The following is an 11,803-nucleotide window of genomic DNA, read 5'->3' as shown; positions in this document are numbered from 1 at the left end:
GCGTGTAGAGGCGCCGGCCGACGCCGAGCGCCCGCACCCCGGACAACCCTCCCCGAGAGAGCGCTCCGTCGGCCCGAACGCGCCCCTGTGCCACTCCATGTGTCACTCCGCGTAACCGACAGGAGACGTTTCCATGGTTCCGCTCGCTGTGCGCGCGGTCGCGTCCTGGCCCGCGCGACGCTGGGGCGTGGCGGTCGCTGCCGCCGCGCTGACCGCGCTCGTCGTGGGGGTTCCCACGGCCGTCATCCCGACCCCGCTGTTCAGCCGCGCTGTCGCCACCCCGTGGTGGGCCTGGCCGACGCTGGCGCTGACCGCTCTGCTCGCGGGGCTGCTGCTGGCGACGTACGTCCGCACGGCGGACCCGGCAGGCGGCCGGCTCTCCGCCGCGTCCGCCGCGTCCGTTGGGTCCGTTGCGACCGTTGCGACCACTGCGTCCCCGACCTCCGCTAGCTCCGCTACCTCCGGTGCGGGGTCCTCCGCCACGGAGACCTGGGTTTCGGAGTCTCCTGAGCCCCCGGAGTCTCCGGGCTCTCAGGAGGCCTCCGCCCGGCGGTCCTCCACCCGGCTGGGCACGGTCGGCGGGGCGCTGAGCTTCTTCGCCGTCGGCTGTCCCGTCTGCAACAAGCTGGTGCTGCTCGCGCTCGGGACCTCCGGCGCGCTCACCGTCTGGCAGCCGCTGCAGCCGGTGCTGGCCCTCGCGTCGTTGACGCTTCTCGCCGTGGCGACGGTGCGGAGACTGGCGGGCGAGGCCGCCTGCCCGGTCGCGTCCGCCGCCTGAGCGCCCGCCGCCCTCCCTCTTCTTCCCTCTCTTCACCCTCCCTCCAGGAGATCCGTATGCCTTCCACGAAGCCCCCGTCCAAGTCGTCCTCCAAGCCGTCCGCCAAGCCCTCCGCCAAGCCGTCCAAGACCTCCAAGCCCTCCAAGTCCTCCGCCGCCTCTTCCCCGCCCTCCGCCCGCTCCCGCAAGGGAGTCGTCATCGGCGCGCTGGTCGCCGTCGCCGCGCTGCTGGCCGGGTGGCTGTCGCAGTACGTGACCGGCGACGGCGCCGCGGGCTCGGGCGGTGGCGGCTCCGAGAAGAGCAACGCCGCCGTCGACAAGGGCCGGTCCGACAACACGGCGGCGGGAGATCCCGCGCTGATGAAGCTCGCGCGGCGGGACGCCGACGACCCCTTCGCACGCGGTGACGCCGACGCCCCCGTCGTGATGATCGAGTACGCCGACTTCGGCTGCTCGTTCTGCGGGAAGTTCGCCCGCGACACCGAGCCGAAACTGGTGGACAAGTACGTCGAGAAGGGCCTGCTGCGCATCGAGTGGCGCAACTTCCCCGTCTTCGGCAAGGGCTCCGAGCGCGCCGCGCTCGCGAGCTACGCGGCGGGCGAGCAGGGCCGGTTCTGGCAGTTCTACGACGCCGTCTACGCCGACAAGGGCAACGAGAAGAACGACTTCACCGACGCCCACCTGCACGAGATCGCCGAGGAGGCGGGCGTCAAGGACCTCGACCGCTTCGACCGCGACCGGGCGGGCGAGGCCGCCAAGAAGCTGCTCGACAAGGACCGCACCGAGGCGTACTCGCTCGGCGCGAGCGCCACCCCCGCCTTCCTCGTCAACGGACAGCCCATCGCAGGCGCACAGCCCGACGAGGTGTTCACCGACGCGATCGAGCGCGCCGCCGCGGCGGCGAAGAAGGGCGGAGCCGGCAAGGGGGCGGGGCAGGACTGATGGACGTCGGATACCTGGCCGCCTTCCTCGGCGGCCTCCTCGCCCTGCTCAGCCCGTGCAGCGCCCTGCTGCTCCCCGCCTTCTTCGCGTACTCGATCGACTCGAAGGGCAGGCTGCTCGCCCGCACCGGCATCTTCTACCTGGGCCTCGCCACGACGCTGGTGCCGCTGGGCGCCGCGGGCTCGTACGCGGGGCGGCTCTTCTACGGCCACCGCGACCTGCTGGTCTCGGCGGGCGGCTGGCTGATCATCGCGCTCGGCGTCGCACAGATCGTGGGCCTCGGTTTCGCGCCGCGCCGCCTCGCGGAGGCCTCGGGCCGCATCCGGCCGACCACCGCGCTGTCCGTCTACGCGCTCGGCGCGGTCTACGGGCTGGCCGGATTCTGCGCGGGACCGATCCTCGGCAGCGTGCTCACGGTCGCCGCCGTCAGCGGTAACCCCGTCTACGGCGGAATGCTGCTCGCCGTCTACGCGCTGGGCATGGCCGTCCCCCTGTTCCTCCTCGCGCTGCTGTGGGACCGCTTCCAGTTGGGTCGGCGGCGCTGGCTGCGCGGGCGGGAGATCGCCCTCGGCAGCCGGTTCCGGATGCACACCACCTCGCTGCTCTCCGGCCTCTTTTTCGTCCTGCTGGGCGTCCTCTTCCTGGCCTTCGACGGGGCGGCCGGACTGCCCGGGCTGACCGATGTGGACGGGGCGTTCGCGGCGGAGAACTGGGCCCGGCAGGTGGGCGACGCGGTGCCGGACGCGGTACTGCTCGCCGTGCTGGCCGCGGCGGCGTGCGCCGCCGCGCTCGTCGGCGTCCTGCGCGGACGCCGACAGGGCCGCCGCCAGCGGAACCCGGAACCGGACGCGGGTGCGGGTGCGGACGCGGGCCCGGACGCGGGCCGGGGCGAGGACCCCGACCCGGGCCCCGACCCGGGCGGGGGTCGGGGCCCGAGCATGGACCCGGTTCCTGGTCCGGACAGCGGTCCGGAACCCGGCACGGGCGCGGACGGCGATCCGCACGCGCGCGCGGACGCGTCCACCGATACGGACATGAACCCGGACGCCCGCGCGGGCACCTGACGTCCGGACACCCGGCCCCGGGGGTCCCTGCCTCCGGGGCACCTCACCTCCGGGGTGCCTCACCTGAGAGGCGCCTCACCTGAGAGGCACCTGAGAGGCACCTGACCCTGCGGCCGGGTGCCTCTCGGGGGGAGGCTGAGCGGATTGCCTGCCCATTATGCGGCGTATGTCCGCATAGTGTGACAGCTATGAGCGAGGAACCCGAGTGGTCCGAGCACCGCGCGGACCCGACACCGCCACCCCGTGCCCACGGCCGGCACGGCACCAAGCGCAGCCCCTCCGACCTGTGGCGGGACTTCAAGGAATCGCCGTTCCTCCCGGCGACCGTCCTGGTGCTGATTCTCGCCGCGGGCGCGGGCCTCTTCGCCGGTTCGTACACGTACGCGATGGCGAACCCCACTCCGCACCACGTGCCGGTCGCCGTCGTCGGCAAACCGGACAGCGCGAAGGACCGCAGCGCGTTCGTCGCCGGCATGGAGAAGGCGCTCGGGTCCTCCCTGGAACTGCGGCACTTCCGTACGCAGCAGAAGGCGCGGCAGGCCATCGAGGCCCAGAAAGTGTTCGCGGTCATGCGGGTGGAGCGGCCCGAGGGGGTGGAACTGGACGTCTCCAGCGCGTCGGGAGCCTCCGTCGCGCAACTGTTCCAACAAGCGGGGCCGAAGGTCGGCAAGAAGATCGATGTCCCCGTCCAGGTGCGTGACCTCAAACCACTGAACAAGGGCGACCCGCGCGGCTTGGCGATCTTCTACATCTCGCTGGCCGCCGTGATCATCGGTTTCGTCGGTGCCATCCAGCTCAGCGTCCACGCCCGCCGCCTCAACCCGCCCGAACGCATCGCCTACACCGTCGCCTACGCTCTCCTGGGCGGTTTCGTCATCGCCGCCGTCGTCGACTGGGGGCTCGGCGCGCTGGAGCTCCCCTTCGTCCACTCGTGGCTGATCCTGGCACTGACGATGTTCACCAGCGGCATGGTCTTCACCATGTTCAACACCCTCATCGGCCGCTGGGCCATGCTGCCCACCTGGGGCGTGATGGTGCTGCTGGGCAACCCCTCGTCGGGCGGCGCCGTCTCCTGGCCGCTGCTGCCCTCGGTGCTCGGCGAGATCGGCCGCTGGCTCCCGCCCGGCGCTTCCGTGAACGCCCAGCACACCGCCGTCTACTTCCCCGACCACCAGCTTCTCCAGCCGTACCTGGTCCTCGCCGTCTGGGCCCTGGTCTCCTGCGCCGTCTTCTGGACCTGGCGCCACCGCCACCCCGGCGGCCGAGACCGCACCGCCGCTCACGCCGCCGCCCCGGGCTGAACGGCCGGACCGGACACGAAGAGGCCCCCGTCCCAGCGGGACGGGGGCCTCTTCCATGCGGTGTGGCTGGGGCCGGGGTCGAACCGGCGACCTTCCGCTTTTCAGGCGGACGCTCGTACCAACTGAGCTACCCAGCCGCAGCGGTCCTGACGGGATTTGAACCCGCGGCCTCCACCTTGACAGGGTGGCGAGCACTCCAAACTGCTCCACAGGACCAAGCGTTCGTGCGAGCTCCAGTCTCGCACAGTGCGACGAGTGCTCCCAACCGGCTTTCACCGGCTTCGCGGGCGCTTCCCACCAGGGGTGACGTCGCCGGAAAAGAGTAACAGACCCGAGGGGTCGCGCCGTACCAACACTGCTTCGGGCGGGGACAGCGGCAAGCCTCTGGCGGCCGGTCGGCCGGTCGACCGTGGCGGGCATGTCGACCGGTGAGCGGGGCGTCCTCGAAGGTGTGCACCTCCCTGCGCGAACATGTTCGCTACGATGAGCGTCGTGGGTGTGAGAAGAGAGCCGGTCAGCCGCCGGGAGCGTCCGGCCAAGCCTGCCCTGTCCCGGCGCGGAATCGTAGACACGGCCGTGCGGATCATGCGGGCCGAAGGGCTGGAGAAGGTCACGATGCGCCGCTTGGCGCAGGAGCTGGACACCGGTCCGGCCTCGCTCTATGTGTACGTTGCCAACACGGCCGAGCTGCACGCGGCCGTCCTGGACGCCCTGCTCGGCGAGGTCGACCTGACCGGCCGGGAGGGCGACAAGGATGGCAAGGGCGACAGGGGCGACAGGGGTGGCGAGGACGGCAAGGACTGGCGCGGCCAGCTCCGCGCCGTCATGACCTCCTACACCTTGGTGCTCTTCGAGCACCCGCAGCTCGCCCGGTCCGCTCTTGTCGCCCGGCCGAGCGGTGAGAACTACCTGCGGCTGGTGGAGCGCATCCTCGACCTCCTCTCCCGCAGCGGCGCCAGCCGCGAGCAGGTCGCCTGGGGGGTGGACAAGCTCCTCCAGGACGCGACGGCCACCGCCGCCGAGCAGGCGACGCGTGAGCACGGCCCCCACCCCGAAGACGACTGGCGCGCGGCCGTCGGCGTGCTACACGCTGTGGACGAGACGACGCATCCGGCGATCAGCGCACACATACCGCATCTGGTCAGCGGCACGGCCGAGGACCGGATGCGCTGGAGCTTCGACGTGCTCGTCAACGGCATCACGGGCACCTCTGTGCCCGGCCAGGCCGACTGAGCCCCACGGGCCCGGCCGCCGCCACGCTGGTGGGCGTCGCTCACCGGGCCCCGCGCCCCTTCTGTGCCGGGTCCCGTCCCGGCCCGTCCCGCCCCAGCCCGTCGCGCACTCATTCGTGCCCGCATGCATGCGCCTCGCTGAACGTGGCCGACGTGGCCGACGTGGCCGCTTCCCGGCCAGCCGCATGGTGCTGCTGTCCCCTCCCTGACGGGTGCCGGCGTAGGCGGCCGACTCTCCGGTACGCCCGCGCACCCTCGCCCTCGCTCCCCGAAGAGGCCCAACCCCCGGAGCTTTCGGCGTGCCCAGGGGCGCCGGCACACGAAGTGATCACGGCGATCCATGCGGCAGCCGACCCGGCTCGCCCCGCACCCACTACCCGGCCAGCTGCCGCGAACGCGGTCGTTGCGAACGCGTCTGTTCCGACCTTGCTCGTAACGAACACGTTCGTTACGCTGTGAGTGACGGACCGGTACCCGGCAGGAGCGTGCGGAAGCGCATGGCCGAGTGGGCGCCGACCCGCTCCGGCATCGTGCCGTCCGCGGCGGCGGTCACGGTGCCGGGTCCGGGCCGGTCCCGTGCCGGATGTGCGCTCTCGGTGCCGGTCAGCGGGTTCTGGCCGCGCCACGGCCGCAGGCCGAACCGACATGCAGCGCCGCACACCATTCACTACACCCGAAGGAGCAGGTCATGAACGAGATCACCCATGTTGCCGACGACACGACTGCCGAAGCGGTGCCCGTACTGATCGTCGGCGGCAGCCTGGTAGGGCTGTCCGCCGCGGTCTTTCTGACCTGGCACGGCGTTCCGGTCGTCTTGGTCGACAAGCACCACGGCAGCTCCCCGCATCCGCGTGCGATCGGCTTCACCACCCGCACGGTGGAGCACTTCCGGCAAGTGGGGGTCGACGTGCCGCCGTCGCAGCAGGGCATGAAGCCGCCGCGGCGGGCGCGGGTGGAGAGCCTGACCGGTACGTGGCTGGAGGAGTACCCGTGGACACCGGGCGGCGAGGGCGCCTACGGCGCCGAGGACTCGCCGGTACACGCGATCGCGATCACCCAGGACAAGCTCGAACCCCTCCTGCGGGACCGGTCGGCCGAGCTGGGCGCGGACCTGCGGCTGGGTACCGAACTGATCGGCTTCGTCCGGGACGACGACGGCGTGACTGCGACACTGCGTCGCCGCGACGACGGCCACGAGTACCGCCTGCGCGCCCAGTACGTGGTGGCCGCGGACGGCGCGACCAGCGCCATGCGCGAGAAGCTGGGCATCGCCCGTCACGGGGCGGGCCCGCTGTCGGTGCAGCGCAGCATCCTGTTCCGTGCGCCCTTGGACGAGTATCTGCGGCATGGTGTGGTCCAGTTCGAGATCGAGCAGCCGGACCTGAAGGCGTTCTTGACCACCTACTCCGACGGGCGGTGGGTGCTGATGCTCAGTGACGACATCGAGCGTGACACCGACGAGCAACGGCGGGTGGTGCAGCAGGCGCTCGGCCGTACCGACATCCCCGTCGAACTGGTGACCACCGGCCGCTGGGACCTGGCCGGGCTGATCGCCGACCGCTTCTCCGACGGCCGAGTGTTCCTCGTCGGCGACGCCGCCCACCAGTTGCCGCCCAACCGCGGCGGTTTCGGCGCCAACACCGGAATCGACGACGCGCACAACCTGGCCTGGAAACTGGCCGCCGTGCTGGCCCGGAGGTCTGAGCCCCGGCTCCTGGACACCTACGACGCCGAACGTCGGCCCGTGGCGGACCTGCGCCATGACCAACTGTTCGCACGCGCCGACTACAAGGCCTACCGGACGGCCCCCACAGCAGACGTGCCGGTGCTCGACGACGCGTCCGTCGAACTCGGCCAGCTCTACCGCTCGGCCGCGGTGCTGGGCGCGGACGCCGACCTGCCGCCCGCGCGGCGACCGGCGGAGTGGTCCGGCCAGCCCGGCACCCGGGCCCCGCACCTGTGGGTCACCGTCGACGGCGAGGAGCGCTCGACGCTGGATCTGTTCCGGCGCGCCTGGGTGCTGCTGTCCGAGGACGAGCGCTGGGCCGCCGCCGCGGCCCGTGCCGCCGAGCGGTCGGGCATCCTCGTCACGTTCGTAGGCATCGGCACCGACGCGAGTCCGGTGGAGCCCAACGCCTTCCGTGCCGCCTACGGCCTCGACTCCACCGGGGCCGCCCTGGTCCGGCCCGACGGCTACGTCGCCTGGCGCGCCGTCACCGCCCCGGACGACCCCGCCCAAGCGCTCAACGCCGCGTTGGACGCTACCGCTGCCGCTGTGCCCACCCACACCATCGAGACAACGGCAACGGAGTCCTGAGCATGACCGCCACCACGCTTGAGGAACGTATCCTCCGCCTCGAAGACATCGCAGCGATCCGTGACCTGACCGCCCGCTACGCCGACGCGATCAACAAAGGGTGGAACGGCAAGACCGTCGACGCCGACGCGATCCCGAACCTCTTCGCGGCCGACGCTCGCTGGGAAAGCTTCGACGGCGAGGTGACCCACGGCGCCGGTCTCTCCCACGGGATCGGTGGGGTAGGGGACGTCATCCGCGATGGCAACCCGCGTGCGACCGCGACACCGTTCCTGGTGACGGCGATGGTCTTGCCCTGGGTCGCCGCCTCGTAGGCGGCGCGCCAGGCAGCGTCACACTTCAGTACATCTCCACGCCGTCAGAGGTCGTCGGGCAGCAGTCGGAACGCCTTGTGGCCGGTCAGCGGCCGGATCATGCGGAAGTGGCGGTCGGTGGTGAACAGCACATCGGTGCCGTACGCGGCTGCCAGGGCGACGTTCATGGCGTCCGTCATCCCGATCCCTTTACCTCCGTCCGTGTCCGCGTAGCCCTCAGCGACGGCGATAGCCGCAGACAGGTGGGTGGCCACTGACGGTACCTCGAATCGGCGAGTGAGCGTGTAGCGCTCGACGAACCGTGCCGCGGTCAGGGCCTTGCGGGCCCCGGCACGGGCAGAGATCAAGTAGTCCAGCTCGGCCAGGACCATGGGCGAGATGACGAGGTGGCTGATCGCCGCGAGCCCGTCCTTGTGCGCCTTGTGCTCCGCAAGGTGTGGATCGAGGAGCCGGTAGAGGGCATTGGTATCGGCAATCGCGATCACGAAGACGTTCCCATCCCCTTCAGCACGTCCTCGATCTCGTCATTGCTGAGATCGGGAAGGCCGAGGTCGGGAAGGTCGATCTCCCCCATGGGGTCGGTGGGGTAAGGGGGGACGTCATCCGCGATGGGCACCACGCGTGCGACAGCGACACCGTTCTTGGTGACAGTGATGGTCTCACCCTGGCTCGCCGCTGCGAGGATCTGGGACGACTTCTGATTGAACTCCCGGGCCGTGGTCTCCATGTAGTACATGTTACTACCGTCGTGCGTTTTCTTCCCGCCGCGGAAGACCTCGCTGTGCTGCGCGGCGGATGTGTCACCGGGACCGGGCTTACAGACCGTGTTCGTCCATCAGCCGCATCAGGTTGCGCTTGCGCTTGCGGGTGGTGCGCAGGGCGGTGACGTACGCGGTGCACTCGTGTGGTGTGCTCAGGCGGCGGTGGCAGTCGCGCATGCTCAGCAGCAGGCTGACGAACTGTTCGTACGGTGTTGCCGGTCTGGCGGGTGAGCGGTTCGGCCAGGCGGAGGTAGACGCTGAGTGCGTCGGCGGGACGGTAGGCACGGGCCTGGTCGGCGAGGGCGAGCCACTGCCGCTCGTCGGCGCCGGTTTCCGTGGCGGCGCGCCAGGCAGCGTCGGTGTCCGTGTCGTCGAGCAGGGCATCGATCAGGACGGGGCCGGCGTGCCGGCGCTCCTGCGGTCGCTCGGCGTCGGCGCGCAGCAGGGCCGGCGCCTCCACGCGTTCGTCCTGCCAGCAGTGGGCTGCTCGCGCGGCGGCGCGCAGTTGCCGATAGGCGGACAGGGAGCGGCGAGCACTGAAGTGGTCCCGGCGCAGGGCGACCGATTCGGGAAGTCGGCCCGCCCGCGCGTAGCGGTCACAGAGATAGTCGATGAGAGCGGTATCGACGTCGGCGAAGTCCCCGACGTCCCGGAGGGCGCGCTCCGCCCAGCTCAGGGCCTCCTCGGAGCGTCCTGCGGTGTCCAGCTCCCCGGCGATGACCAGGTGGGTGTTGCCGGAAGGCGCGAGGTCGGCCGCGTGCATCGCGACCACTGCGTCGACGTCGCCGCCCGTCTTGGCCAGGCGCTTCACCAGGTATTTTTCGGCCCAGCCCGTGCGGCCGACTCCACCCCTGCTTGTGCGACCGCGAGCTTAGGCCCACAGGCCAGCTCGCTCCGCCGATCCGTCGAGAAGCAGTCTCATGGACGACCTGCACCCGCACGGGTCATCGCTGCCGTCGCGACCGATCGAGAACGAGGAAACCCGGCAACGCAGAGTGACCACCGAAGGCCGGATAGTTCCTTACCAAGTGACGGCTGCTGGGGAATCCCATGTCAACTGGTCGCCGACAGCCCACAGTTCGAACGAACTGCTTCATCTGCAGCGGCGGGGAGAAGCGCTACCCCGAGCCCGCGCAAAATGATCCACCAGCACGGGACTGGAGGAGAGGTTGGAAGCCGAATACGCCCAGGTCGCAGCGGTCCTTGATTGCTCGTGTCAGCACCCTGGTGATGACACGCCGACACATGAAAACGGGACAAAAGAACCCCCTGGCTGCGTTTCCGCAGGTCAGGAGGGTCTCAATGGGTGCCCCCAACGGGATTCGAACCCGTGCTACCGCCTTGAAAGGGCGGCGTCCTGGGCCACTAGACGATGAGGGCGAGTGGCTTCACCATGCGCCTGAACAGCGCCACGGCAGGCTCCGGCAGCATATGGGATGCGTGGACGGTTCGCCAAAACATATGCGGGCGGCACAGGGGCCACCGTCGCACCCGAGCTCAGCGGCCGGTCGCCGGGCTGGTGCCGGTCGACGTGGACGACGGTGACGAGGGCGACGGCGACGACGGGGACAGCGAGCGGGAGGGGGAGCCCCCCCCCCCCCCCCCCCCCCCCCGGCTTCACCTCTTCCGGCAGGTGCCGGGAGACCTCGGCCTTGGACAGTCCGAGGCCGCCCAGGGTGATCTCGTCCCACGCCTGGAGCCGGTCGGTGTCCCTGTCCAGGTAGAGAACGGACGCCTGCACCTTGTCCGGTTTCTCTCCCTCGACGGCGCGCAGCCCGCTGCCGCCGGTCGAGCCCTGCGTCATCAGCCGGGTGTCGTGCGGCAGCACCTCCGTCTTCCGGTTGTGCGTGTGCCCGGCGAGCGCGAGCGGGACGAGCCCGTCGGTCTGCTCGGCCAGTACCGGGTTGTGGCCGACGGCGATGTCGACCGGGGTTCCGGCGGCTTGCTGGGCCCGTAGCGTGGCGGCCAGCTTGCGTCCCTGGGCCCGCTCCGCGGGGTCGCCCTCGGGTACGACGGAGCGGTCCGGGGTGAACTGCGGGTCGCCCCAGCCGGAGAGGCGCAGCCCCGCCACGTTCACCGGCTTCCCCGAGTCGAGCACGTGGACCTCTGCACCATCCTCGCCGTCCAGCTTCTCGACGGCCTTCTGCGTGGTGTCGGAGTCGTGGTTGCCGCGGACCCACACGTAGGGGGCTCCGAGGTCGGTAATCGGGTCGAGGAAACCGTTCTCGGCGGCCGTGCCGTGATCCATGGTGTCGCCGCTGTCGATGATCACATCGATGTCGTACTGCTCGACCAGGGAGCGGACGATGTGCCAGGCGGCCGGATTGAGGTGGATGTCGGAGACGTGCAGCACCCGCGTCGTCGAGGGGTCGGGCTGGTACGCGGGCAGGGTGGACGTCGCGTCGTAGAGCTTGGTGACGTTCGTCACCAGGCGGGCCAACTCCTTCTGGTAGACGTCGAACTCGGTCGCGATGCTGCGCGCGTTGCCCACCACCTGCGGCGCGCTCGCCAGCAGCCCGGAGAACTTCGGCTCCAGCACCGATTTCGGGTTCCATGTCGCCGCCGCCGTCCCGGCCGAGGCCACCAGCAGGGCGAGGGAGAGCCCGCCCGCGCGCAGCGCCGTGCCCGGACGGCGGTAGACGGCCAGCGCGAGCGCGCACGAGCCGGTCAGCACCGCGACGGCCGAGCGCAACCCGAGGTCGAGCGCCCCCGCGAGGACGTCCTCGCCGATCTCGTCGTCCAGCCCCTCGATCCGCTCCGGATGGTTGACGAGCGCCGCGGAGCGTTCCTGGTCGAGTTGGTCCACGTCCACGTCCAGCCGCAGCGGCGCGGCATGGCTGCGCAGCTCCAGCGCGCCCAGTGGCGAGACGTTCACCTTGGTGCCCCCGGTGAGGGAGGGCCGCAGGGTCATCGTCGTGTCGACGGGACCGACCGGCGTGCGGACGTTGCCGACGACCAGCAGCCCCAGCCAGCCGCCGAGCAGCGTCACGACGACGAGGCACGCGGCGCGCCGGTACGGGTGCGTTCGCGCACGCCGGCGCTCCGCGCGCGGGGCCGCGCGCGGGGTCGAGCGCGTGTGCGGGTCCGTGTGCGGG

9 protein-coding genes, 3 tRNA genes and 2 pseudogenes are annotated in these 11,803 nt (G+C 71.0%); 7 read left to right on the top strand and 7 right to left on the bottom strand.

Going from position 1 to position 11,803, the window contains the following annotated elements; translation table 11 throughout:
• Positions 1-133 precede the first annotated feature (133 nt).
• The 4 genes from AB8Z75_RS22940 to AB8Z75_RS22925 all read left to right on the top strand — a co-directional run bounded on the left by AB8Z75_RS22940 (position 134) and on the right by AB8Z75_RS22925 (position 4,084).
• On the top strand, positions 134-778 hold the full coding sequence (locus tag AB8Z75_RS22940; protein ID WP_369204925.1) for a hypothetical protein: 645 nt from the start codon (positions 134-136) through the stop codon (positions 776-778).
• A 56-nt stretch (positions 779-834) separates the two neighbouring features.
• Positions 835-1,719: a DsbA family protein gene (locus AB8Z75_RS22935; protein WP_369204923.1), complete on the top strand. Its 885-nt coding sequence runs from the start codon at positions 835-837 to the stop codon at positions 1,717-1,719.
• The gene (locus tag AB8Z75_RS22930) at positions 1,719-2,783 is read left to right on the top strand and encodes a cytochrome c biogenesis CcdA family protein (RefSeq protein WP_369204921.1); all 1,065 of its coding nucleotides are present in this window, start codon (positions 1,719-1,721) and stop codon (positions 2,781-2,783) included. The genes AB8Z75_RS22935 and AB8Z75_RS22930 overlap by 1 nt, the downstream gene beginning before the upstream one ends.
• Before the next feature lie 188 nt (positions 2,784-2,971).
• Entirely contained in the window at positions 2,972-4,084 is a 1,113-nt protein-coding gene (locus AB8Z75_RS22925) for an ABC transporter permease (RefSeq protein ID WP_369204919.1), read from the top strand.
• A 63-nt stretch (positions 4,085-4,147) separates the two neighbouring features.
• Here the strand turns inward: AB8Z75_RS22925 and AB8Z75_RS22920 are convergent.
• Positions 4,148-4,221, bottom strand: a tRNA-Phe gene (locus tag AB8Z75_RS22920).
• A gap of 4 nt (positions 4,222-4,225) precedes the next feature.
• A tRNA-Asp gene (locus tag AB8Z75_RS22915) sits at positions 4,226-4,300 on the bottom strand.
• A gap of 255 nt (positions 4,301-4,555) precedes the next feature.
• Between AB8Z75_RS22915 and AB8Z75_RS22910 the strand changes: the two genes are divergently transcribed.
• The 3 genes from AB8Z75_RS22910 (at position 4,556) to AB8Z75_RS22900 (ending at position 7,947) form a co-directional block, all read left to right on the top strand.
• Positions 4,556-5,317: a TetR/AcrR family transcriptional regulator gene (locus AB8Z75_RS22910; protein ID WP_369204917.1), complete on the top strand. Its 762-nt coding sequence runs from the start codon at positions 4,556-4,558 to the stop codon at positions 5,315-5,317.
• 687 nt (positions 5,318-6,004) lie between these two features.
• On the top strand, positions 6,005-7,633 hold the full coding sequence (locus AB8Z75_RS22905; RefSeq protein ID WP_369204915.1) for an FAD-dependent monooxygenase: 1,629 nt from the start codon (positions 6,005-6,007) through the stop codon (positions 7,631-7,633).
• Between the two features lie 2 nt (positions 7,634-7,635).
• Positions 7,636-7,947, top strand: coding sequence for a hypothetical protein (locus AB8Z75_RS22900; RefSeq protein WP_369204913.1), 312 nt, complete (start codon positions 7,636-7,638; stop codon positions 7,945-7,947).
• 44 nt (positions 7,948-7,991) lie between these two features.
• Here the strand turns inward: AB8Z75_RS22900 and AB8Z75_RS22895 are convergent, their stop codons facing one another.
• The 5 genes and pseudogenes from AB8Z75_RS22895 to AB8Z75_RS22875 form a co-directional block, all read right to left on the bottom strand.
• Positions 7,992-8,432 carry a PIN domain-containing protein gene (locus tag AB8Z75_RS22895; RefSeq protein ID WP_369204911.1) on the bottom strand — a complete coding sequence of 147 codons (441 nt, stop codon included), beginning with the start codon at positions 8,430-8,432 and terminating at the stop codon, positions 7,992-7,994.
• Positions 8,429-8,683 (bottom strand): type II toxin-antitoxin system Phd/YefM family antitoxin, encoded by a 255-nt coding sequence (locus AB8Z75_RS22890; RefSeq protein WP_369204909.1) that lies wholly within the window; start codon positions 8,681-8,683, stop codon positions 8,429-8,431. Before AB8Z75_RS22890 ends, AB8Z75_RS22895 begins: the two co-directional genes overlap by 4 nt.
• 79 nt (positions 8,684-8,762) lie before the next feature.
• Positions 8,763-9,546 (bottom strand): annotated as a pseudogene (locus AB8Z75_RS22885) (hypothetical protein); the annotation flags it as partial.
• Between the two features lie 469 nt (positions 9,547-10,015).
• Positions 10,016-10,088, bottom strand: a tRNA-Glu gene (locus AB8Z75_RS22880).
• Between the two features lie 117 nt (positions 10,089-10,205).
• A pseudogene (locus AB8Z75_RS22875) lies at positions 10,206-11,803 on the bottom strand (metallophosphoesterase); the annotation flags it as partial.

The sequence above is a fragment of the Streptomyces sp. PU-14G genome (assembly GCF_041028275.1).
Lineage (GTDB): Bacteria > Actinomycetota > Actinomycetes > Streptomycetales > Streptomycetaceae > Streptomyces.
The sequence above is the reverse complement of the archived record's forward strand: the minus strand, read 5'-3'. Positions and strand labels throughout refer to the sequence as shown.